Source organism: Bradyrhizobium guangxiense (assembly GCF_004114915.1).
GTDB classification, from domain to species: Bacteria; Pseudomonadota; Alphaproteobacteria; order Rhizobiales; family Xanthobacteraceae; genus Bradyrhizobium; species Bradyrhizobium guangxiense.
This window is the reverse complement of sequence record NZ_CP022219.1, coordinates 374,991-397,500: the sequence shown is the minus strand read 5'-3', so window position 1 is coordinate 397,500 and position 22,510 is coordinate 374,991. Positions and strand designations below refer to the sequence as shown.

At 63.8% G+C, this 22,510-nt stretch carries 15 protein-coding genes, 2 tRNA genes, 2 rRNA genes and 1 riboswitch (1 of these 20 running past the window's edge); of the genes, 8 read left to right on the top strand and 11 right to left on the bottom strand.

The genetic code is table 11. The features are described from left to right. The 4 genes from X268_RS01880 to X268_RS01865 all read right to left on the bottom strand — a co-directional run. Positions 1-426, bottom strand: a 23S ribosomal RNA gene (locus X268_RS01880) (it extends 2,421 nt beyond the left edge of the window). Positions 427-811: 385 nt separating this feature from the next. Further along, a tRNA-Ala gene (locus X268_RS01875) sits at positions 812-887 on the bottom strand. Between the two features lie 33 nt (positions 888-920). Next, positions 921-997: transfer RNA gene (locus X268_RS01870), tRNA-Ile, on the bottom strand. Positions 998-1,183: 186 nt separating this feature from the next. Beyond that, positions 1,184-2,672, bottom strand: a 16S ribosomal RNA gene (locus tag X268_RS01865). Together the 16S and 23S rRNA genes with 2 tRNA genes alongside form the textbook arrangement of a ribosomal RNA operon. Before the next feature lie 1,126 nt (positions 2,673-3,798). On the opposite strand from X268_RS01865, the gene X268_RS01860 reads away from it, so the two are divergent. Then, positions 3,799-5,862, top strand: a complete 2,064-nt coding sequence (locus X268_RS01860; protein WP_128923357.1) for a M23 family metallopeptidase — start codon at positions 3,799-3,801, stop codon at positions 5,860-5,862. Between the two features lie 156 nt (positions 5,863-6,018). Next, positions 6,019-7,638, top strand: coding sequence for an NHL repeat-containing protein (locus tag X268_RS01855; protein ID WP_128923356.1), 1,620 nt, complete (start codon positions 6,019-6,021; stop codon positions 7,636-7,638). A 235-nt stretch (positions 7,639-7,873) separates the two neighbouring features. On the opposite strand, the gene clpB is transcribed toward X268_RS01855, so the two are convergent. Then, positions 7,874-10,513 (bottom strand): ATP-dependent chaperone ClpB, encoded by a 2,640-nt coding sequence (gene clpB / locus X268_RS01850; RefSeq protein WP_128923355.1) that lies wholly within the window; start codon positions 10,511-10,513, stop codon positions 7,874-7,876. Between the two features lie 239 nt (positions 10,514-10,752). On the opposite strand from clpB, the gene X268_RS01845 reads away from it, so the two are divergent. Beyond that, positions 10,753-11,541, top strand: coding sequence for an MOSC domain-containing protein (locus X268_RS01845; RefSeq protein WP_128923354.1), 789 nt, complete (start codon positions 10,753-10,755; stop codon positions 11,539-11,541). Between the two features lie 202 nt (positions 11,542-11,743). On the opposite strand, the gene X268_RS01840 is transcribed toward X268_RS01845, so the two are convergent. Then, positions 11,744-12,409, bottom strand: coding sequence for an NlpC/P60 family protein (locus tag X268_RS01840; RefSeq protein ID WP_128923353.1), 666 nt, complete (start codon positions 12,407-12,409; stop codon positions 11,744-11,746). Positions 12,410-12,625: 216 nt separating this feature from the next. Here X268_RS01840 and X268_RS01835 point away from each other — a divergent pair, with 216 nt between their 5' ends. Next, positions 12,626-13,489, top strand: coding sequence for an alpha/beta fold hydrolase (locus X268_RS01835; protein WP_128923352.1), 864 nt, complete (start codon positions 12,626-12,628; stop codon positions 13,487-13,489). A gap of 115 nt (positions 13,490-13,604) precedes the next feature. On the opposite strand, the gene metW is transcribed toward X268_RS01835, so the two are convergent. Beyond that, on the bottom strand, positions 13,605-14,267 hold the full coding sequence (metW, locus tag X268_RS01830; RefSeq protein ID WP_128923351.1) for a methionine biosynthesis protein MetW: 663 nt from the start codon (positions 14,265-14,267) through the stop codon (positions 13,605-13,607). 2 nt (positions 14,268-14,269) lie between these two features. Further along, positions 14,270-15,475 carry a homoserine O-acetyltransferase MetX gene (gene metX / locus X268_RS01825; RefSeq protein WP_128923350.1) on the bottom strand — a complete coding sequence of 402 codons (1,206 nt, stop codon included), beginning with the start codon at positions 15,473-15,475 and terminating at the stop codon, positions 14,270-14,272. A gap of 90 nt (positions 15,476-15,565) precedes the next feature. After that, positions 15,566-15,645: riboswitch (SAM riboswitch) on the bottom strand. Between the two features lie 154 nt (positions 15,646-15,799). Between metX and X268_RS01820 the strand changes: the two genes are divergently transcribed. From X268_RS01820 to X268_RS01810, 3 genes are read left to right on the top strand one after another with little or no spacing between them, the layout of a single operon-like run. Next, entirely contained in the window at positions 15,800-16,648 is an 849-nt protein-coding gene (locus X268_RS01820) for a chorismate mutase (protein WP_128923349.1), read from the top strand. Between the two features lie 36 nt (positions 16,649-16,684). After that, positions 16,685-17,782: a histidinol-phosphate transaminase gene (gene hisC, locus X268_RS01815; RefSeq protein WP_128923348.1), complete on the top strand. Its 1,098-nt coding sequence runs from the start codon at positions 16,685-16,687 to the stop codon at positions 17,780-17,782. Continuing rightward, positions 17,779-18,714 (top strand): prephenate/arogenate dehydrogenase family protein, encoded by a 936-nt coding sequence (locus X268_RS01810; protein WP_128923347.1) that lies wholly within the window; start codon positions 17,779-17,781, stop codon positions 18,712-18,714. The genes hisC and X268_RS01810 overlap by 4 nt, the downstream gene beginning before the upstream one ends. 122 nt (positions 18,715-18,836) lie before the next feature. Here the strand turns inward: X268_RS01810 and X268_RS01805 are convergent, their stop codons facing one another. Beyond that, complete coding sequence (locus X268_RS01805) at positions 18,837-20,021, bottom strand: DUF2125 domain-containing protein (RefSeq protein WP_128923346.1); 1,185 nt, start codon at positions 20,019-20,021, stop codon at positions 18,837-18,839. 210 nt (positions 20,022-20,231) lie between these two features. On the opposite strand from X268_RS01805, the gene X268_RS01800 reads away from it, so the two are divergent. Next, positions 20,232-20,843 carry a gamma-glutamylcyclotransferase gene (locus X268_RS01800; protein ID WP_164937474.1) on the top strand — a complete coding sequence of 204 codons (612 nt, stop codon included), beginning with the start codon at positions 20,232-20,234 and terminating at the stop codon, positions 20,841-20,843. 95 nt (positions 20,844-20,938) lie between these two features. Here the strand turns inward: X268_RS01800 and X268_RS01795 are convergent, their stop codons facing one another. Together X268_RS01795 and X268_RS01790 are read right to left on the bottom strand one after the other, a co-directional pair. Then, positions 20,939-21,709, bottom strand: coding sequence for a lysophospholipid acyltransferase family protein (locus X268_RS01795; RefSeq protein WP_128923344.1), 771 nt, complete (start codon positions 21,707-21,709; stop codon positions 20,939-20,941). 35 nt (positions 21,710-21,744) lie between these two features. Next, complete coding sequence (locus tag X268_RS01790; protein WP_128923343.1) at positions 21,745-22,449, bottom strand: YdcF family protein; 705 nt, start codon at positions 22,447-22,449, stop codon at positions 21,745-21,747. Positions 22,450-22,510: the final 61 nt, after the last annotated feature.

Sequence of the window (22,510 nt, the reverse complement as noted above, 5' to 3'; positions counted from 1 at the left end):
CGTACGGGGCTATCACCCTCTAAGGCCCAGCTTTCCTGACTGGTTCCGATTGTCTTTGATGTATCACTGGCCTGGTCCGCGTTCGCTCGCCACTACTAACGGAGTCTCTGTTGATGTCCTTTCCTCCAGGTACTTAGATGTTTCAGTTCCCTGGGTTTGCTTGAAACCTCCTATGTATTCAGAAGTCTCATACCTTCTCTTGATAACCGGAAATCCAAAACCTCTGAGGTCATGGTCCCGATCATTTCTGGTCGAACACCAAGACACAAGGTCTTGGAGTTCCGGCTATCGAAGGTGGGTTTCCCCATTCGGAAATCCGCGGATCAAAGCTTCTTCGCAGCTCCCCACGGCTTATCGCAGCGTAGCACGTCCTTCATCGCCTCTCAGCGCCAAGGCATCCACCGAACACCCTTAAGGCACTTGATTGCTCTCATTATCAATGTCCACACACTCGGCAGAATGTTGTCTGTACGATTGCCTTGCGGCGCGCACCCTCGATGAATGCTACGTACAGCCGGACATTGACTAGAAAGACCAGCTTGCTTCGTAAGATCGTTCCGATAGCGAGGCGGTCAAGCTTCGCTAAAAGGATCATTTTACAACTTGCATCCAACCTCACGGCTGGAAGCAAGCGCCGAAAATGATCCGGAGATAATGAAGGATTCGCGCAACAATCTGCTGCACGACCCAACTCGGATCGATCTCCTCTTTACGATGTCAGAAAACACGCATCTTGCTGTCTATCCAGACTAGCAGGATGCGAAGTGATGTTTCGCGGACGACGGTATGAGATCTCGGTGATCAAACCATCTGGTGGAGCCAGACGGGATCGAACCGACGACCTCATGCTTGCAAAGCACGCGCTCTCCCAGCTGAGCTATGGCCCCGTAACCAGAAGACGAATGCTCACTCGATGAAAGTGGTGGGCCTGGGAAGACTTGAACTTCCGACCTCACGCTTATCAAGCGCGCGCTCTAACCAACTGAGCTACAAGCCCCTAACGCATATCCCGTTAAGGACCCTGGATCCTGCCGTTGCAGGCCCAGCGCGTGTTCGTCCGCGAAGAAAGAGAAACGAAGACGGCGAAATCCCGCCAATGCAGCTCAACGATCTGGCGATCTGTTGGCCACTGATGTTTCTAAAACGGTTCGATAGAAGCAAGCTTCTGAAGAACCATCCTTAGAAAGGAGGTGATCCAGCCGCAGGTTCCCCTACGGCTACCTTGTTACGACTTCACCCCAGTCGCTGACCCTACCGTGGCCGGCTGCCTCCCTTGCGGGTTAGCGCACCGTCTTCAGGTAAAACCAACTCCCATGGTGTGACGGGCGGTGTGTACAAGGCCCGGGAACGTATTCACCGTGGCGTGCTGATCCACGATTACTAGCGATTCCAACTTCATGGGCTCGAGTTGCAGAGCCCAATCCGAACTGAGACGGCTTTTTGAGATTTGCGAAGGGTCGCCCCTTAGCATCCCATTGTCACCGCCATTGTAGCACGTGTGTAGCCCAGCCCGTAAGGGCCATGAGGACTTGACGTCATCCCCACCTTCCTCGCGGCTTATCACCGGCAGTCTCCTTAGAGTGCTCAACTAAATGGTAGCAACTAAGGACGGGGGTTGCGCTCGTTGCGGGACTTAACCCAACATCTCACGACACGAGCTGACGACAGCCATGCAGCACCTGTGTTCCAGGCTCCGAAGAGAGGGTCACATCTCTGCGACCGGTCCTGGACATGTCAAGGGCTGGTAAGGTTCTGCGCGTTGCGTCGAATTAAACCACATGCTCCACCGCTTGTGCGGGCCCCCGTCAATTCCTTTGAGTTTTAATCTTGCGACCGTACTCCCCAGGCGGAATGCTTAAAGCGTTAGCTGCGCCACTAGTGAGTAAACCCACTAACGGCTGGCATTCATCGTTTACGGCGTGGACTACCAGGGTATCTAATCCTGTTTGCTCCCCACGCTTTCGTGCCTCAGCGTCAGTATCGGGCCAGTGAGCCGCCTTCGCCACTGGTGTTCTTGCGAATATCTACGAATTTCACCTCTACACTCGCAGTTCCACTCACCTCTCCCGAACTCAAGATCTTCAGTATCAAAGGCAGTTCTGGAGTTGAGCTCCAGGATTTCACCCCTGACTTAAAGACCCGCCTACGCACCCTTTACGCCCAGTGATTCCGAGCAACGCTAGCCCCCTTCGTATTACCGCGGCTGCTGGCACGAAGTTAGCCGGGGCTTATTCTTGCGGTACCGTCATTATCTTCCCGCACAAAAGAGCTTTACAACCCTAGGGCCTTCATCACTCACGCGGCATGGCTGGATCAGGGTTGCCCCCATTGTCCAATATTCCCCACTGCTGCCTCCCGTAGGAGTTTGGGCCGTGTCTCAGTCCCAATGTGGCTGATCATCCTCTCAGACCAGCTACTGATCGTCGCCTTGGTAGGCCATTACCCTACCAACTAGCTAATCAGACGCGGGCCGATCTTTCGGCGATAAATCTTTCCCCGTAAGGGCTTATCCGGTATTAGCACAAGTTTCCCTGTGTTGTTCCGAACCAAAAGGTACGTTCCCACGCGTTACTCACCCGTCTGCCGCTGACGTATTGCTACGCCCGCTCGACTTGCATGTGTTAAGCCTGCCGCCAGCGTTCGCTCTGAGCCAGGATCAAACTCTCAAGTTGGACTTGAACTTTGAACCGGCTGATCACAACGTTTGACGAGGTCCCACCATTTTTCATCGACCGAAGCCAATGAGCTGCCTGCGATTCACATCGCTGGCAACGATGGTGTTTCCTTTAAAACGTGTACCGCCGAAGTCTTTCGTCCGGTCTCGATCAGAAAAGCCGAGGCTTTTCAGAAGCGAGACCCGCAAGGACTCCGCCGTCCACGTTTCTCTTTCTTCATCTTCACTTGTCAAACAGCCCGGGACCGGAGAGGCCCCAACCTTCCCTAGCAGGAAGGGTTCCGACACCCTTACCGACGATGAATGAACTCCAACCGACTTGTGTCGGCTGTTGTGTCACTCAACAAGGTGAGGAGCATCAGTGGCGCGTTCGCTCGCCTTGGTCAGTGACCCGGCGGCGCCGCGCTCAGTGGTTGGGGTTATAGGCCCCACCTTCCGGGCTGTCAACGCCAATCGTCAACAAATCGTCGCACAGTGCATCGTCGGAAATATTCTAGCGATTCCAGTTAATTAGAGGGGCGGGAAGGGCGGCAACCGGACCCGGGCGGCAAAAAATCTGAAAAAAAGTTTGGCTGCCTGCGAGCTCCGGAGGGGGCTTTAGGGCCCTTCCCGGCGACCTCCCCGGCCCCTCCCCCGGCGCCCAGCCGCCCGAGGCGGACGGGGCCCGCGCCCAGCCCGACGGTCCCCGGCCAGAGGACCGTTCCCACGCCATAGAGCACCGTCCCAGCTCGGCCGAGCTCCGCCCGCGTGGTCAGACGGGGCCTCTTGGGGCCCGGCGTTCAGGAAACATTTTCCGTATTAGGCGCCGTACTTGAGCCACAATCCCGCGGCGTTCTGATAAGAGACAAGCTTGAATCGCAGGGATGCCAGTGGGGGCTGCCGGCGGTTTTCATGGGGTCAAAGGAAGGCGATCTTGCAGATGACGCGGCCTTCCCCGGACATTCGAGAGACATCGAGAGAGCTTTTTCCGTCCAGCTGTTCGTAATTTTGGCCGGGCTCCTTGCGGGGCCTCCTGAGCGCGAACGCCTGTGCGGCTTGCCTTTTTCCAGCGATCCCCCTTCAAGAGGGCGACCAGGGAGAAGGTTCGAAACGGGCCTTCTCGGGTCGTTGATTGGGGGACTTGAGTGAACCACAGGACGTCACGCGGTGCTTACGGGCGTGAGACCGGGATCATTGATCTCGGCCACGAGCCGCCGCTGTCCGTCGATGGTTCTGAAGCCGCCGTGATCGACCGCCGCCGCGTCTCGGTGCAATGGTTCAGCGGCACAATCCTAACCGGACTCTGCGGCGCAGCCCTGATCGGCGGCGCCGTTTTCGCATCGCTCGACGGCGAGATGACCTTCGCCAAGGTGCCGGAGCGCGTCGAGGGCGCGCTACGCGGGGCCTTCGGCGCCGCCGATCGCGCCGCCACGCTGCACAAGAGCGACCGCCTGCCGCCACCAAGCGAATCCACGGCGTCCCGCAACATCGTGCGCGTCTCCACGGTCGCACGCGTCGGCAACCGCGACGTGATGCGGGTGCGCCCCTTCGTGCGGATCGCCGGCAATCTGTCGATGACGACGAGCGATCTGTCGGCGAAAATTCCGCCGTTCAACGCCCAGCGCCTGCTCAGCGATGTCGGCTCCGATCCCAAGACGGCTGCTGAAGACCCGAACAATCCGGAAGCCGTCGAGCCCGACGCGGAAGTCTCCTTCGTCACCAAGGACCTGTCGTCGGTGCTGCCGAAGGCCAAGATTTCCGCGGTGGTGGCGCTCGACGACATCCTGATGCGGGTGCGCGATGCCGCCAACTGGCGCGGCAATGGCGGGGGGCGCTACGCCTCGCTCGCCAACGCCGCCGCCGACGTCTCCGGCGCGACCGGCCCGTCCGACATCAAGATGGCCTACGCCACCGAGGCGTCGCCGTCCGATCCCTACGCCGGCTTCGAGACGCGCGTGGTGCCGGAAAACGTCACGCTGCTGCCGAAGACCAAGGAGCAGATCACCGGCGGCAATCCCAACGGCGAACGCGTCCATCTGGTCAAGAAGGGCGACAGCGTCGCTGGCGTGCTGCGCGATCTCGGCGCCACGGCCGACGAGATCAAGGCGATCACCGCAACCCTCGGTCCGCGCGGCCGCGATGGCGGCCTGAAGGAAGGCGAAAAGCTCCGCATCCTGATGGCGCCCGCAAGTCCCGGCGCCCGCCTCCAGCCCTATCGCGTCGTGGTTGCAAACGACACCATGGTCGAGGCGATCGCGGCTTTGTCCGATCTCGGCAAATACGTCGCGGTCGACGTCTCCAGCATGAACACCGTCGCTGACGCTGCGGCCAACGCCAACAGCGACGACGATGACGACGATGACGGCACTGGCGTCCGGCTCTACCAGAGCATCTACGAGACCGCGATGCGCAACAAGGTGCCGATGCCGGTCATCGAGGACATGATCAAGATCTACTCCTACGACGTCGATTTTCAGCGCAAGGTGCAGCCGGGCGATTCCTTCGACGTCTTCTACGCGGGCGAAGACGAGGGCGTGACGTCGAGCGAAAAGAACGACGTGCTGTTCGCTTCGCTCACGGTCGGCGGCGAGACCAAGAAATACTATCGCTATCAGAGCCCCGACGACGGCGTCGTCGACTACTACGACGAGAGCGGCAAGAGCGCGAAGAAGTTCCTGGTCAGGAAGCCCGTCAACAACGCCATCATGCGCTCCGGCTTCGGCGGCCGCCGCCATCCGATCCTCGGTTATGTGAAGATGCATACCGGCGTCGACTGGGCCACCGCCTACGGCACGCCGATCTTCGCCTCCGGCAACGGCGTGATCGAAAAGATTGGCACTGAAGGCGGCTACGGCAAATATGTCCGCATCAAGCACAATAACGGCTACGAGACCGCCTACGGACACATGTCGGCCTATGCCAAGGGCATGGAAGCCGGCAAGAAGGTCCGCCAGGGCCAGGTCATCGGCTTCGTCGGCTCGACCGGCGCGTCGACTGGCCCGCACGTGCACTACGAAATCCTGGTGAACGGCCGCTTCGTCGACCCGCTGCGCGTGAAATTGCCGCGCGGGCGCTCGCTGGAAGGTCCGATGCTCGCAAGCTTCGAGAAGGAGCGCGACCGGCTCGAGGCCATGATGAGCGGCCGCAGCGGCGCCATCGCCCGCATGTCGGACGCAACCGGCGGCCCGCTGCAGGTCACCAACCGGTAAGCCGGCAACCGGCCAAGATCGCCGGACGTTTTCAAACAGGATTTCAAACACGGGACCTGCGCGGCGCAGACCGCTTCGCAGCGTCACAACGTCAAGTTTCGTTTGCCAAAGCAGCGTGAGAAGCGAATACTTTCCAAAAAAACGGGAGGTCTCGCCATGAAGAACAGGCTCGCCTGCGCAGCCCTGACCGCTGCGCTTTTCGCCGCCACGACCGCATCGGCCGACAATTGGGAGGTCACGAGGCTCGTCGCGGGCTCGGCATTCCATGGCGTGCACGGGCTTGGCATCGACAAGGCCGGCCATCTGTTCGCCGGCAGCGTCGCCGGCGCGGCGCTCTACGAAGTGGACATATCGGGCGGTACCGCCAAGGTTGCAATCCCTTCTCCCATCGGGATGGCCGACGACATTGCGTTTGCGCCCGATGGCACCATGGCCTGGACCGGATTTTTGACCGGCGATCTCTATTCGCGCAAGGGCGACGGCCCGATCAAGAAGCTCGCGAGCGGCCTTCCCGGCATCAACTCGCTCGCCTTCCGCAAGGACGGCAGGCTCTACGCCACCACCGTTTTCCTCGGCGACACGCTCTATGAGATCGACGTCGAGGGTGTGAAGCCGCCGCGCCAGATCATGGAGAAGATGGGCGGTCTCAACGGCTTCGAGTTCGGTCCCGACGACAAGCTCTACGGTCCGCTCTGGTTCAAGGGCCAGGTCGCAAAGGTCGACGTCGACAAGGCCGAGCTGACCGTGGTCGCCGACGGCTTCAAGGTCCCGGCCGCGGTGAACTTCGATTCCAAGGGCAATCTCTTTGTGGTCGACACTGCGCTCGGCCAGCTCGTCCGCGTCGATCCCAAATCTGGCAGCAAGACCACGGTCGCGCAATTGAAGCCGTCGCTGGACAATCTGGCGATCGACGACAAGGACCGCATCTACGTCTCCAACATGGCCGACAACGGCATTCAGGAGGTCGATCCGGCAACCGGCCAGGCCAGGCAAATCATCATCGGCAAGCTCGCACTGCCCGGCGGCATCGGCGTCACCTCGGAGAACGGCAAGGATACGATTCACGTCGCCGATGTGTTCGCTTATCGCACGGTGGACAGCACGACCGGTGAGGTCACCGAGAGGGCGCGCATGCACGCCGCCGGCACCACGCTCGAATATCCGATGAGCGCGACCGCGAAGGACAACGACGTGGTGCTGTCGAGCTGGTTCACTGGCACCGTGCAGGTGATCGACGCCAAGACCGGCGCGACGCGCGACATGCTGCACGGCTTCAAGGCGCCGCATGATGCGATCGTGCTCGCCGACGGCAGCATTCTGGTGGCCGAGCTCGGCACCAAGTCGCTGGTCAGGGTGAGTGGCGAGCACGGCAAGGACCGCACCACGGTGATCGGCGGCCTCGAGGGCCCGGTCGGGCTCGTTCGCGGTAAGGCGGACGACGTGTACGTCACCGAGGCTTTTGCAGGCACCGTGTCCCGGATCGACGCGAACGGCGAAAAGACCGTGGTCGCCAAGGAGCTGAAAATGCCGGAAGGCATCGCGCGCGGCAGCGACGGCCAACTGATCGTGGCGGAAGTCGGCGCCAGGCGCCTGATCGCGATCGCGCCGGAGAGCGGTACGGTCACCGAGATCGCGGCCAATCTCCCGATCGGCCTCGAGGGCGCGCCTGGCGGGCTGCCGAGCAACATTCCAACAGGCGTCGGCATCGGAGCGTCGGGCGTCATCTACTTCTCGTCGGACATCGAGAACGCGATCTATAAGGTGGTGAAGAAGTAGCGGGCTTGCTCAGCCTGCTCCGCTTGCACGGCCGGGTGAGCGCACTTCATCATTCAGGAGCGGCCGTCATACCCCGGGCTTGTCCCAGGCATCCACGTTCTTGGTGCCGCAGGGGGAGGCGTGAATGGACGAGCCCGGACATGCCTTGCGGAAGCCTCACGCGCCCAAGACAAACCGCCCCGGAGAGGCTGACCTCTCCGGGGCGGCTATCATTTCAGGCTTCGAATGCCGGCGCTCAGTTCAGCTTCCGCTTCGCCGCCGGCGCCTCGAACTGGGTGATCTCGGCGGTCTGCGGCGCCTTGCCGTTGAAGGTCAGCACGTTGCCTTCGGACGAGATCGCAACCGTGTCGCCGTCCCTGACGTCGCCGGCCAGGATCATCTCGGCGAGCGGATCCTGGAGGTGGCGCTGGATCACGCGCTTCAGCGGCCTTGCGCCGTAGGCGGGGTCCCAGCCCTTGGCAGCGAGCCAGTCGCGGCCAGCGGCATCAAGCGTCAGCACGATCTTGCGATCGGTCAGGAGCTTTTGCAGCCGCCCGAACTGGATCTCGACGATCCGGCCCATCTCGCTGCGCTGCAGGCGATGGAACAGGATGATCTCGTCGACGCGGTTGAGGAATTCGGGGCGGAAATGTCCGCGCACCATTCCCATCACCTGCTCGCGCACGGCCGAGGTGTCCTCGCCCTCCGGCTGGTTCACCAGGAATTCCGAACCGAGATTCGAGGTCATGATGATCAGCGTGTTGCGGAAGTCGACGGTGCGGCCCTGGCCATCGGTCAGGCGGCCGTCGTCGAGCACCTGCAGCAGGACGTTGAAGACATCAGGGTGCGCCTTCTCGATCTCGTCGAACAGCACGACCTGGTAAGGCCGGCGCCGCACCGCCTCGGTGAGCGCACCGCCCTCGTCATAGCCGACATAGCCCGGAGGCGCGCCGATCAGCCGCGAGACCGAATGCTTCTCCATGTATTCGGACATGTCGAGGCGGACCATCGCGGTCTCGTCGTTGAACAGGTACTCTGCCAGAGCCTTCGTCAGCTCGGTTTTGCCGACGCCGGTGGGGCCTAAGAACATGAACGAGCCGGTGGGACGGTGCGGGTCCTGCAGGCCCGCGCGCGAGCGGCGCACGGCGGTCGCGACCGCACGCACGGCCTCGGCCTGGCCGACGACGCGCTGTCCCAGCTGCTCCTCCATCTTCAGGAGCTTCTCCTTCTCGCCCTCCAGCATCTTGTCGACGGGCACGCCGGTCCAGCGCGAGACCACCTGTGCGATGTGGTTGGCGGTGACCGCCTCCTCCACCATCTCGCCGGAGTTCTCCTTGGCCTCGATGTCGGCAAGCTGCTTCTCGAGCTGCGGGATCCGGCCATAGGCCAGCTCGCCGGCCTTCTGGAATTCGCCGCGCCGCTGCGCGTTGGCGAGTTCGACCCGCAAGCCGTCGAGCTCGGCCTTCAGCTTCTGGGCATCGGAGAGCTTGTTCTTCTCCGCGCTCCAGCGCGCCGTCAGGGCCGCCGACTTCTCCTCGAGCTCGGCAAGATCCTTCTCCAGCGTCTGGAGCCGGGACTTGGAGCCGAGATCGCTTTCCTTCTTCAGCGCCTCCTGCTCGATCTTGAGCCGGATGATTTCACGGTCGAGCGAATCCAGCTCTTCCGGCTTGGAATCGACCTGCATCTTCAGCCGCGCCGCCGCCTCGTCCATCAGGTCGATCGCCTTGTCGGGCAGAAAGCGGTCGGTGATGTAGCGGTTGGACAGCGTCGTCGCCGCCACCAGCGCGGAATCGGTGATCCGCACGCCGTGGTGCTGCTCGTACTTGTCCTTCAGCCCGCGCAGGATCGAGATGGTGTCCTCGACCGAGGGCTCGCTGACGAAGATCGGCTGGAACCGGCGGGCCAGCGCCGCGTCCTTCTCGACGTGCTTCTGGTACTCGTCGAGCGTGGTCGCGCCGATGCAATGCAGCTCGCCGCGGGCGAGCGCCGGCTTGAGCAGGTTGGAGGCGTCCATCGCGCCGTCGCCCTTGCCGGCGCCGATCAGCGTGTGCATCTCGTCGATGAACAGGATGAAGGTGCCCTCGCTGGCGGTCACCTCCTGGAGCACGGCCTTCAGCCGCTCCTCGAACTCACCGCGATATTTCGCGCCGGCGATCAGCGCGCCGAGGTCGAGCGACAGCAGCTTCTTGTCCTTCAGGCTCTCCGGCACGTCGCCATTGACGATGCGCAGCGCGAGGCCTTCGGCAATGGCGGTCTTGCCAACGCCGGGCTCGCCGATCAGGACGGGGTTGTTCTTGGTCCGGCGCGACAGCACCTGGATGGTGCGGCGGATCTCCTCGTCGCGGCCGATGACCGGGTCGAGCTTGCCGTCGCGCGCAGCCTGGGTCAGGTCGCGGGCATATTTCTTCAGCGCGTCATAGGCGTTCTCGGCGGTCGCGCTGTCGGCCGTGCGGCCCTTGCGCAGCGCCTCGATTGCCGCGTTGAGGTTTTGCGGGGTGACGCCGCCCTTGTTGAGGATCGTGCCGGCCTCGCTGGTCTTCTCCAGCGTGAGCCCGAGCAGCAGCCGCTCGACCGTGACGAAGCTGTCGCCGGCCTTCTCGCCGGCCTTTTCGGCCGCGTCGAAGGTGCGGGCGAGCTCGGGCGCCAGATAGATCTGGCCGGCGCCGCCGCCGGAGACCTTCGGCACCTTGGCGAGGGCGTCCTCGGTCGCTTTCAGAATTGCACGGGAATTGCCGCCGGCGCGGTCGATCAGACCGGAAGCCAGCCCCTCATTGTCGTCCAGCAGGACCTTCAGCACGTGCAGCGTGGAGAACTGCTGGTGCCCCTCGCGCATCGCCAGCGACTGCGCGGACTGGATGAAGCCCCTAGAGCGTTCGGTATATTTCTCGATATTCATCTTTTATGTCCCTCGGCCTGCCCTCGGGGCCCTCTAAGGCACCCCAAACGGCATCTTCATTGGGTTTCCGATTACCGCATTGACGTTTCTCAACCGGTAACGGTCGTCTTTTGCCGGCGTTGCCGCCGGCCTGAGCCAGATGTGGGAAGCAGGTTGCGGATGCGAAAGAGGCGCCTTCACAATTTCGTGCGCTGATGCGCCGGCTTGGCGGGACCGGGGCGAATCCCTTAAGTAACGGCATGACAGCTAGCCATACCGCCGAAATCACCGGCCTCTACCGCTACCCGATCAAGGGCCTGACGCCGGAGCCGCTGCGCCGCGCTCCCTTGCGGAGCGGCCAGCCCCTCCCCGCCGACCGCCGCTACGCCATCGAGAACGGCCCGAGCGGCTTCGATCCCGAGCAGCCCCAGTGGAAGCCGAAAATCCAGTTTCTGATGCTCGCGCGCAATGAGCGGCTGGCCGCGCTCGACAGCCATTTCGACGACGCCACCAATCTCCTGACCATCCGCAAGGACGGCCAGATCGTCGCCAGCGGTGATCTCGAGACCGCCGCAGGCCGCACCGCCATCGAGCGCTACTTCGCGGAGAATTTTCAGCCGGAGCTGAAGGGCCCGCCCAAGGTGCTGTCGGGCCGCGACCACAGTTTTTCCGACGTCGCCCGCAAGGTGGTCTCGATCATCAATCTGAACAGCGTGCGCGCGATCGAGACCATGCTGGGCGGCGCCGCCGTGCATCCGCTGCGCTTCCGCGCCAATCTCTACGTGAAGGGCTGGCCGGCCTGGTCGGAGCTCGACCTCGTCGACCAGACGCTCGCGATCGGGCAGGCCCGGCTGAAGGTGGTCAAGCGCATCGTCCGCTGCCCCGCCACCAATGTCGACCCGGTGACGGCCAAGCGCGATCTCGAGATCCCGCCGACCCTCTCGCGCCATCTCGGCCACATGGACTGCGGCATCTATGCCGAGGTGATCGCCGATGGTGAGATTGGCGTCGGCGATGCGGTCGCGTTGGAAGAGCCGAAGCTGGTTTGAGCTTCTTCCCGTCGTCCCGGACAAGCGCGCCCTAAGCGCGCGCCGATCCGGGACCCATAGTCACATGAATTGGTTTGGCGAGAACTCGTAGTTACCAACTCGCGCGACGACATAAGCCTGTGGTTATGGGTCCCGGATCTGCGCTGACGCTTGTCCGGGACGACAACCTCATCTGACGCAAGCGCCCCCTACGCACCTCACCTCAATTCGGCATCACATACGCATAGATCCGGCCGCGCGAGACCGGCGCCTCGCGGACACGGTTGCCGTTGTTGCCGGAGATCATGATCGGGTTGCCCTGCGCGTCGATGCCGGTGATGATGCCGACATGCCCGCCGCGGCGGCCGCGCGACATCACCGCGATGGCGCCGACCTGCGGGCCCGACACACGCGTGCCGTAGCGCGCGAACGAGCTTGCCATGTCCGATCCCGTGCCCTGATGACCGGTGTGCTGAAGCACCATGTTCATGAAGCGCGCGCACCACAGGCTGCCGCGTCCGGTCGGGTTGCCGCCAAGATGACGGCGCGCCTCGGATACGAGGCCCGATCCGCCTCCGAAGCCGCCGCTTGCAGCCATCGTGTTGTTAACCATGCCACCATTGCTGGCGTTGGGATCGTAGCTCGCCTGGGTGTCGGCGAAGCCGCTCGCCTGCAACTGCGCCGCGCTGCGCTCGAAGCGCGAGCTGCGGGCATGGTGGCGATGACGATAATGATGATGTCTGGCGTGGTGCACGTCAGCGTGCCGCTCTGCGCTATGACGGTGATGCGGCCGCGCCGAGGCCGGAGAAACGAACGCGGCGACCGCCGCGAAGAAAACCGCCAGCGCGACAACACGACGCGACAGGCGGAACGCAAACAACTCAAACATTCTTCATCCTTCGTTGACACCCCACTTCCCGTCGGCCGGGGCGGCGGCCGACATCCGCCGGGCCGTAAAGCTTCCGGATGTGGCGAGAAAAAGACGCGGGTCGCCTGCGAATGGCTGCGATGATTTTGTGCTGGTGCTGGTGCAGCGCTGCCGCATTGCAGACAACAGCATTAACTGCGATCCTGCAAAGGCGGCTTGAAGAGAGGGAAATGGTTAATGCCCCACGCCACGACCAGGGACGACGTCCGCATCTATTTCGAAGAGGCGGGGCAGGGAACGCCGATCATTTTTCTGCACGAGTTTGCGGCCGACTACACCAATTGGGAGCCGCAGATGCGCTACTTCTCGCGCGGTCACCGCTGCATCACCTACTCGGCGCGCGGCTACACGCCATCGGACGTGCCCGAGGGGGAGGTCTACAGCTATACGCACTTCTACACCGACGCGCTCGCGGTGCTCGATCATCTCGGAATCGAGCGCGCGCATCTCGTCGGCCTTTCGATGGGCGCCTACTCGTCGCTGCAGATCGGTTTGAACGCGCCGCAGCGCGCGCTGTCGATGACGCTGGCCGGGGTCGGCTCGGGTTCGGAGATCGAGAATCTGGAGGCCTGGCGCAAGCAGTGCCGCGCCAATGCCGAGCAGTTCGAGACGCTGGGCTCCGCCGAGGTCGCAAAGGTCACACGCGAGGCGCCGAGCCGGATTCCCTTCCTGGTGAAGGACCCGCGCGGCCACGCCGATTTCTATGCCGCGCTGGCGCGGCACGATGCCAAGGGTTCGGCGCGCACGATGCGCGGCTTCCAGGGCGGCCGCCCCTCGATCTTTGCGATGACCGACGCGATCAAAGGCGTCGCGACGCCGGCACTGATCATCTGCGGCGACGAGGACGATCCCTGCATCGGGCCGAGCCTGTTCTTGAAGAAGCACCTCCCCGCAGCCGGACTGGCGATGTTTCCAAAGTCCGGCCACGTGCTCAACCTCGAGGAGCCTGCGCTGTTCAACGCGAGCGTGGAGCGGTTCGTGACGCTGGTGGAAGCTGGGCGCTGGCCAGTGCGGGATCCGCGGTCGCTGGCTCCCCATTAGCTGTCATTCCGGGATGCGCCGAAGGTGCAGGCCCGGAATCCATCGGGCTGCAGGCGCTGTTGGACGATTGATTCCGGGCTCGATGCTTCGCATCGCCCGGAATGACGGACAGAGGCTATTTCCCCCCGCCTCGGCTCAGCAAGAACACCGCTTGCTCGCCGAACATATTCCACACCCACCAGGGCAGGTTCAGCGGCACCGGGCGGCCGTAGAGATCGAGCGCCACCGAGCGCTCCATCTTGACGTTGATCTCGTCGCAGAGCTGCACGAAATCCTTGATGGTGCAGAAGTGGATGTTGGCGGTGTCGTACCAGGTCGCCGGCAGGTTCTCGGTGCGCGGCATGTGGCCGCCGATCAGGAGCTGGAGCCGCATCTTCCAGAAGCCGAAATTCGGGAACGAAACGATGGCGCGGCGCCCGATGCGCAGCAGGTTTTCCAGCACCACGCGCGGCTGCCGCGTCGCCTGCAGCGTCTGCGACAGGATCACGTAGTCGAAGGCGTCATCCGGATAATTGACGAGGTCGGTGTCCGCATCGCCCTGCACCACCGCAAGGCCCTTGGCGACGCAGCGGTTGACGCCCTCGCGCGACAGCTCGATGCCGCGGCCGTCGATGCCGCGGGTCTCCAGCAGCTGAAGCAGATCGCCCTCGCCGCAACCGACGTCGAGCACTTTCGAGCCGGGCTTGACCATGTCGGCGACCAGGAGATGGTCGGCGCGATACTGACCGGAGGGCCCGGTCGCAAGACCGCCGAGCGGCAGCACTTCCTGTACGCTCATCGCTAGCCGTCCTTCTTGCCCGTGAGCCCGCGCGCCTTGCCCGCCGATTGCAGGAAGGCGCGAGAGATGTCGAAGAATTCGGGCACGTCGAGCAGGAAGGCATCGTGGCCGCGATCGGTCTCGATCTCGGCGAACGACACCCGCGCGCTCGACGCATTCAGCGCGTGCACCAGTGCGCGCGATTCCGAGGTCGGAAACAGCCAGTCGCTGGTGAAGGAGACCACGCAGAAGCGGGTCTTGATTCCCGCGAACGCCCTTGCGAGCACGCCGCCATGGTCGGCGGCGATGTCGAAATAGTCCATCGCCCGCGTCAGATAGAGATAGGAGTTGGCATCGAATCGCTCGACGAAGGAGGAGCCCTGGTAGCGCAGATAGGATTCGACCTGGAAATCGGCGTCGAACGAGAAGGTCGGCAGCTCGCGGTCCTGCATGCGCCGGCCGAACTTGCGGTGCAAGGCCGCGTCCGAGAGATAGGTGATGTGCGCCGCCATCCGCGCCACCGCGAGCCCGCGATGCGGATGGATGCCGTGATCGGCATAGCCGCCACCGTGCCAATCTGGATCGGCCATTACGGCCTGGCGGCCGAGCTCGTGGAAGGCGATGTTCTGCGCCGAGTGCCGCGTGGCGCAGGCGATCGCCAGCGCGGAGAACACGCGGGCCGGATAGGCGGCGGTCCATTGCAGCACCTGCATGCCGCCCATCGAGCCGCCGACGACCGCAAACAACGTGTCGATGCCGAGCCGGTCGATCAGCATGGCCTGCGCGCGCACCATGTCGGGGATGGTGATGACGGGAAAATCCAGACCCCAGACCTTGCCGGTGGCGGGATTGATCGAGGCCGGCCCGGTCGAGCCCATGCAGCCGCCGATCACGTTAGAGCAGATGATGAAGTAGTGCTTGGGATCGATGGGGCGGCCGGGGCCGACCAGCGTCTCCCACCAGCCCGGCTTGCTGGTCACGGGATGCACGTTGGCGACATGCTGGTCGCCGGTCAGCGCATGGCAGATCAGCACCGCGTTGGAGCGATCGGCGTTGAGCTCGCCATAGGTCTGGTAGGCAATCTGGAACGGGGTGAGATCGACGCCGCAATCGAGCCGCAGCGGCTGCTCGGTGCCGAAATGCGCGACCTGCGAGCTCGGATGATCCACCTCATGCGACCGCTCATCGGCGCTGATCGCAGGACTCGGTATCGACTTGACGCCAACCATCTGACCATCGACCTCGTTTGCGATCAACGCTCGACCGCCACTTGCATCAGGCCATGAAAAACCCGGCCTGAACGATAGGTTCGGCCGGGATCGGAAGCGTCCCCGGCCTGTTTAGCGAGTTTTTTAACGTGGCTGCAAGCCGGCCGGCTCAAATGACCACGGAACGGGCAAAAGTTACTGTCTTGGGCGGTTTTCGTCAAGTCACGGCCCGGATCGGCCCAATTCGCCTCCGTCGCGTCGCCCGCGAAGCACGTCATTTCTCTTTGCTTTCGCCGCCCTGACTGCCTAATCAGGACATCCCCCTCGAAACCATCGCAGCCAGCTATGTCCCAACGTCCGCCCGCGCCACCATCGCTCCAGGAACTGCGCAAGGAGATCGACGCGATCGACGAGGGGATGCATCGCCTGTTGATGCAGCGCGGCGACATCATCGACCGCCTGATCCAGGTGAAGCAGACCCAGGAAGTCGGCTCGGCGTTCCGTCCGGCACGCGAGGCCGCCATGATGCGCGAGATCGTGCAGCGCCATCGCGGCATCCTGCCGCTCGACACGGTCGAGAGCATCTGGCGCGTCATCATCTCGACCTTCACCTATGTGCAGGCGCCGTTCTCGGTGCATGCCGACATCTCGGTGAGCGAGCCGGCGATGCGCGATTCCGCGCGCTTTCATTTCGGCTTCACCGTGCCTTACGTCGCGCATTTCAGCGCGCAGGCCGCGGTCGAGGCGGTGGCGAAATCCAAGGGTGACCTGGCACTGGTCTCGGCAACCTCGAGCCGCACGCCGTGGTGGCTGGAGCTGGAAGCCGACGGCGCGCCCAAGATCATCGCACGGATGCCCTTCGTCGAACGCGCCGACCATCCGGCCGCATTGCCGGTGTTCGCGATCTCGCGCGTCGCCGACAGCGCCCTGGTGACGGAGGTCGAGACCTTCAGCGTGCGCGTCTCCGGCTGGAACGCCGAGGTCGCACGCGCCCTGTCACCGCTCGCCGAGATCGTGGCGGTGCCCGATACCGCCTTCGACGGCGCGGCCCTGCTGGTCTCGGTCACGAGCGCGACCAGCATCGACAAAATCAAGGCTGCCCTGATCGAGGCGGGGGGCTCGGGGCGATCCACGGCCCTCGTCGGCAGCCACGCAACGCGCTATACGGTGCCCCCGAGCGGGGCGAAATCGTAGATCGCGCGCCTCGCCCCGCCATTTTCGGAGTTCAAGATGTCCCGCCCCGTGCCGAATCCCGGCATTCTCGATATTGCGCCCTACACGCCCGGCAAGAGCCCGGTCGCCGAGCCGGGCCGCAAGGTGTTCAAGCTCTCCGCCAACGAGACGCCGTTCGGGCCTTCGCCCAAGGCGATCGAAGCCTTCAAGCGCGTCGCGGATCATCTTGAGGACTATCCGGAAGGAACCTCGCGCGTGCTGCGCGAGGCGATCGGCCGCTCGTTCGGGCTCGACCCCAACCGCATCATCTGCGGCGCCGGCTCGGACGAGATCCTCAATCTGCTCGCGCACACTTATCTCAGCCACGGCGACGAGGCGATCTCGACCACGCACGGCTTCCTGGTCTACCCGATCGCGACCATGGCAGTCGGCGCCAAGAACGTGGTCGCGCAGGAGAAGAACCTGACCTGCGACGTCGATGCCATCCTGAGCGCGGTGACGCCGAAGACTAAGCTGGTCTGGCTCGCCAACCCCAACAATCCAACCGGCACCTATGTGCCGTTCGACGAGGTCAAGCGACTGCGCGCCGGCCTGCCGTCGCACGTGCTGCTGGTGCTGGACGCCGCCTATTGCGACTACGTTTCGCGCAACGACTATGAAATGGGGATCGAGCTCGTCGCCACCACCGAGAACACGGTGGTGACGCACACCTTCTCGAAGATCCACGGTCTCGCCGCGCTGCGCATCGGCTGGATGTTCGGCCCCGAGCACATCATCGACGCCGTCAACCGCATCCGCGGCCCCTTCAACGTGTCGACGCCGGCGATGTACGCCGCCGTCGCCGCGATTGAGGACACCGCGCATCAGGCGATGTCGAAGCAGTTCACCGAGACGTGGCGTAACTGGCTCACCGAGGAGATCGGCAAGCTCGGGCTGAAGGTGACGCCGAGCGTCGCCAATTTCGTGCTGATCCACTTCCCGACCGACAAGGGCAGGACCGCCGACGACGCCGACGCCTTCCTCACCAGGCGCGGCCTCGTGCTGCGCGGCTTAAAGAACTACGGCTTGCCGCATTCGCTGCGCATGACCATCGGCACCGAGGAGGCCAACCGCCTCGTGGTCGACGCCTTGCGCGACTTCATGGCGGGCAGATGAGCAGCGCGCCGCACTTCCAGCGCGTCGCGCTGATCGGCTTCGGCTTGATCGGCGGGTCGATCGCGCGTGCTGCGAAGCTCCAGGGGCTGGCCGGCGAGATCGTCACCACCGCGCGCTCGGAGAAGACGCGCGCACGCGTCGCCGAGCTCGGCATCGTCGATGAAGTGGTGACGACCAATGCCGAAGCGGTGAAGGATGCCGATCTCGTCATCCTCTGCATTCCCGTCGGCGCCTGCGGCGAGGTGGCGCAGGAGATCGCGCCGCATCTGAAGCCGGGCGCGGTCATCTCCGACGTCGGCTCGGTCAAGGGCGCGGTGGTCAGGGACATGGCACCGCATCTGCCGAAATCGGTTCATTTCGTGCCGGCGCATCCTGTCGCCGGCACCGAGCATTCCGGGCCGGACTCAGGTTTCGCCGAGCTCTTCATCAACCGCTGGTGCATCCTGACCCCGCCGGAAGGCGTCGACGCCGCGGCCACCGACCGCTTGCGCGCGTTCTGGGCGGCGATGGGCGCCAAGGTCGAGGTGATGACGCCGGATCATCATGACCTCGTGCTCGCGATCACCAGCCATCTGCCGCACCTGATCGCCTACACCATCGTCGGTACCGCCGACGAATTGGCCCAGGTGACGGAATCCGAGGTGATCAAGTTCTCCGCCGGCGGTTTTCGCGATTTCACCCGCATCGCGGCCTCCGACCCGACGATGTGGCGTGACGTGTTCCTCGCCAACAAGGAGGCGGTGCTGGAAATGCTCGGCACCTTCACCGAGGATCTGGCAAAATTGACCCGCGCGATCCGCCGCGGCGACGGCGAAGTGCTGTTCGACCACTTCACCCGCACCCGCGCCATCCGCCGCGGCATCGTCGAGATCGGCCAGGATTCGGCGGCTGCGGATTTCGGCCGGCAGCATGGCGCGCTGAAGAAGCCGTAGCGGGCGCCTTTCTCAGCTCGCGTCATTCCGGGGCGACGCGCAGCGTCGAACCCGGAATCCCGAGATTGTGGCGCGAGATTCCGGGTTCATTCGCTGCGCGAATGCCCCGGAATGACGACAGCTCAATACAGCGGCGGGATCTGGCCGACCTTGACCGGGCCGAGCAGCACGGCGCCGTCGACGAATTTCAGCGGGAAGCTTCTCGCCTTCTTGCCTTCCAGCGTGCTCTCGGTGCCGATCGAGTTGATGCCGGCGGCAAGGCCCGCATTGGCGTTCTGCTTGATGACCTTGCCAAGGCCAGGCACGGCGCGGTCGAGCGCGCCGAACAGATTGGTGAGGTCCTGCGACTTCACGCCGGGTGCGACGCGATCGAGCGTTGCCTGCGGCACGCCCTCCTCCAGCATCTTCTCGATGCCCAGCGCCGGGATCACGCGCTCAAGACCGGTCACCGTCATCTGCAACTCGCCGTCGAGCCTGCCGCTGGCCGAGAGGCCGAGCGTGCCCGCGGCGACCGCGATCATCTCGCCCTGCTGGATCCGCGACTGCACGATCTCGATATGACCGCCGGCAGCCTGGATTTCGCGGAAACGCTGCGGCCAGGGCTTTGGCGTGAGGTCGGAGAGGCCGGTGATCTTGGCGCGCGTGTCCGCCTCGAACGGCTCGGCGAGCAGGGGATGGACGCCCTGGATGCTGCCCTGCGCAAGGTGGAGCACGGTCTCGATCACGGGATGATCGGCCGGCGATCCGTCGGCGAGGCGGCCGTGCAACTCGATCTGCTTGGCGCGCGCCAGCGGCACCTGCACGCTGCCGTCGAGCCGGTTGAGCGAGGGATCGTCGAACACGATGGAGGCCCGATCAGGCACGGCCGGCAGGCCGACCACGCTGCTGCGCCCCTTGCTCCAGTTCACCACGAAGGTGTTTTGCGTGACGCCGTCGGTCAGCGTCGCGGGCGCGGAGAATTCGGCGATGACGAGCTTGGGATCGTAGATCTGGGCGACGACCAGGATGTTGTCGAGCTTGGCTGTGAACGGCGTCTTGCTCGCATTCTGCGAAACCAGGGTGACGCTGGCACCGGAGCACTGGACCTCGAAGCGGAACGGGAAGCCGGCGATCGAGCGCTTGGCGCAATCATAGATGCGGCCGGACTTGGCCTCCTGCGCCCGCCAGGCGTCCGCGGCAATCTCGGCTCGCGAGGCCGCATAGAACCAGAAGCAGCTCCACGCGACGGCGAGGATCAGGACGAGAACGGGTGCGATGAAAAGGCCCCAACGGGAGCGGCGGCCTGCGGCAACGGTCATATTGGACATGCGGCGACCCTTTGACCCCGGATTTTGGCAAATGTAAGCGGGGCCGGCCTGCGACGGAAGGCGGAGAATTCACTTCGCTTGGCGCCTTCATTCTGCTAAAGCGCGCTGCGATTTGGAAAATCGTCATCGCGCTTTAGCTCCTTGTTTGAGCATGATCTTTTCGGAAAACCGCTTCACACTTTTCCGGATCATGCTCTAGCCGTGCCCGAAATGTCCGAGATCACCCTCCCCTCCGTCACGACAGCCGCAGGCGACCTCTGGGTGTTCGGCTATGGCTCGCTGATGTGGCGGCCGGGATTCGAGTTCGAGGAGCGCGTTCCGGCGCGGCTGGTTGGCGAGCATCGCGCGCTCTGCGTCTATTCCTTCGTTCATCGCGGCACGCCGGAGAAGCCGGGCCTGGTGCTCGGGCTGGACCGCGGCGGCGCCTGCCGCGGCATCGCGTTCCGCGTCGCCGAAAAGAACCGCGCCGACGTCGTCGCCTACTTGCGCGCGCGCGAGCAGGTCACCTCGGTCTATCGCGAGGTGACGCGCTCGGTATGGCTGGAGAACGATGCGCGCCAGCGCGTCTCCGCGCTCGTCTATGTCGTCGACCGCGGCCACGTGCAATATGCCGGCCGGCTGTCGCTCGCCGAACAGTACCGCCATGTCGTCCAGGGCCACGGCCAATCCGGCGCCAACCGCGACTACGTCACCGCTACGGTGAAGGCGATCGAGGCCGAAGGCTTTCGCGACACGCAGCTGCACCAGCTCGCATTGATGCTGCATGGTGATGCGCATTCCCTGCACCCGCCGACTCCAAGCGAAGACCGCGAAAGCCGCTAAAGCGCGATGAGATTTATCAATCGTCATCGCGCTTTGGGTTGTTGTTTGCGCATGATCATTCCGGAAGACCGCTTCGCACTTTTCCGGATCATGCTTTAGCCAGTCGGCGCGTAGCTCGGTGCCGAGCCGATCAACTGCTCCTGCTCTTTCCGGCCCGCTTCGACGAGACGACCGGTCGCGTCCTCGATCGCGGCTTGCACGCGCCCGAGAAACTCGTCCTTCGGCAGGCCCGGCGGCAACGGATCGAGGAACTCCACCACGAGCGTACCGGGATAGCGCATGAAGGTACGGCGAGGCCAGAACAGGCCGGAGTTGAGCGCGATCGGCAGGCACGGCACGCCGCAGGACGAATAGATCTGCGCAAAGCCGGTCTTGTAGTCGGGCGGCGCACCCGGCGCACGGCGCGTGCCTTCCGGAAAGATGACGAGCTGCTTTCCGCTGCGCACCGCCTCGCGCGCCCGCCGGGTCATGTCCAGCAGCGCCTTCACGCCGGCATTGCGGTCGATCGCGATCATCCCGGTCTTGACCAGGAACTGGCCGAACACCGGGATCTGCATCAGCTGACGCTTGAGGATGAAGATCGGGCGATTGAAGAAGCCCGGCAGCACGAAGGTCTCCCAGAACGACTGGTGCTTGGCCGCGATCACCAGCGGCCCCTGCGGAATCTTCTCGGCACCCCGAAATTCCACCTTGATGTTGCAGACCACGCGCATCAGAAAAAGCGTCGCCTTCGCCCACCATTGCGCGACTGTGAGCATGGCACGCGGCGGCAGGGCGAAGGTTGGCAGCGCCACGATCGCGAGGCACACCAGCACGGCGTAGAACAGCACGTTGAACACGAGCGATCGCAGGAAAATCAGAAACATCGAGGATCCGATCAATTGGCCTGTCAGTTGGCCTGTCAGTTGGCTTGGGCGGTAGCGGGCCGCCTCGGCTGCTGACCTGCAGGCTGGTCCGACACTTCAGGCCAAAGGTCAATCCCGAAATCCTCCAGCCGCACCCTGACCTCGGCCGCGATGTACTTGACATATTCCGACAGCAGGAGCCGCAAGGTGGACGCCGAGGTCCACCACGGCTCCTCGCGCCATTTGTCGCCGACCACCGCGAACGGGATCAGTGTCATCTGCGGCATCGCATGCGAGAATTCGACCAGCGCGCGCGGCATGTGGTAGTTCGAGGTGACCACGATCAGCGACTTGAAGCGGCGCCCCTCGGCCCAGCGCCGCGCCTCCGCCGCATTGCCACGGGTCGAGAGCGCGGAGCGGTCGAGGTCGACGCAGCAGGTCATGAAGGACTGGTTCTCCGGCAATGTCCTGGAGATGTCGCTCGCCGTCGAGGTCGGATGCACGCCGGAGATCAGCAGCCTCCTGCCGTAGCCGGCAGCGAGCAATTCCATCGCGTCCGACACTCGCGAGGAGCCGCCGGTCAGGACGACGATGCCGTCCGCCTTGCTGCCCGGCGCCATCTCGCCGCCCCGCAAATGCGACAGGAACGCAACGAAGCCCGCCGCAGCGCCGACGAAGGCGAGCGCAACCATCGACACGACGGCCGCGCGCAGCCAGCCGCGCGGCAGTTTCGGCGATCGATCGTCGGTCGGCGAGGTCATGTGATGTCGGCAGTCCCTTCCCTGAAGCGATTTTAGGACGTTTTAAGGCGAAGTGGAGTCC

What these genes read in the sequence shown, in the direction of transcription:
- X268_RS01855 (WP_128923356.1), top strand. Translation starts at nt 6,019, where the DNA reads ATGAAGAACAGGCTCGCCTGCGCAGCCCTGACCGCTGCGCTTTTCGCC.
- clpB (WP_128923355.1), bottom strand. Translation starts at nt 10,513, where the DNA reads ATGAATATCGAGAAATATACCGAACGCTCTAGGGGCTTCATCCAGTCC.
- X268_RS01845 (WP_128923354.1), top strand. Translation starts at nt 10,753, where the DNA reads ATGACAGCTAGCCATACCGCCGAAATCACCGGCCTCTACCGCTACCCG.
- X268_RS01840 (WP_128923353.1), bottom strand. Translation starts at nt 12,409, where the DNA reads ATGTTTGAGTTGTTTGCGTTCCGCCTGTCGCGTCGTGTTGTCGCGCTG.
- X268_RS01835 (WP_128923352.1), top strand. Translation starts at nt 12,626, where the DNA reads ATGCCCCACGCCACGACCAGGGACGACGTCCGCATCTATTTCGAAGAG.
- metW (WP_128923351.1), bottom strand. Translation starts at nt 14,267, where the DNA reads ATGAGCGTACAGGAAGTGCTGCCGCTCGGCGGTCTTGCGACCGGGCCC.
- metX (WP_128923350.1), bottom strand. Translation starts at nt 15,475, where the DNA reads ATGGTTGGCGTCAAGTCGATACCGAGTCCTGCGATCAGCGCCGATGAG.
- X268_RS01820 (WP_128923349.1), top strand. Translation starts at nt 15,800, where the DNA reads ATGTCCCAACGTCCGCCCGCGCCACCATCGCTCCAGGAACTGCGCAAG.
- hisC (WP_128923348.1), top strand. Translation starts at nt 16,685, where the DNA reads ATGTCCCGCCCCGTGCCGAATCCCGGCATTCTCGATATTGCGCCCTAC.
- X268_RS01810 (WP_128923347.1), top strand. Translation starts at nt 17,779, where the DNA reads ATGAGCAGCGCGCCGCACTTCCAGCGCGTCGCGCTGATCGGCTTCGGC.
- X268_RS01805 (WP_128923346.1), bottom strand. Translation starts at nt 20,021, where the DNA reads ATGTCCAATATGACCGTTGCCGCAGGCCGCCGCTCCCGTTGGGGCCTT.
- X268_RS01800 (WP_164937474.1), top strand. Translation starts at nt 20,232, where the DNA reads ATGTCCGAGATCACCCTCCCCTCCGTCACGACAGCCGCAGGCGACCTC.
- X268_RS01795 (WP_128923344.1), bottom strand. Translation starts at nt 21,709, where the DNA reads ATGTTTCTGATTTTCCTGCGATCGCTCGTGTTCAACGTGCTGTTCTAC.
- X268_RS01790 (WP_128923343.1), bottom strand. Translation starts at nt 22,449, where the DNA reads ATGACCTCGCCGACCGACGATCGATCGCCGAAACTGCCGCGCGGCTGG.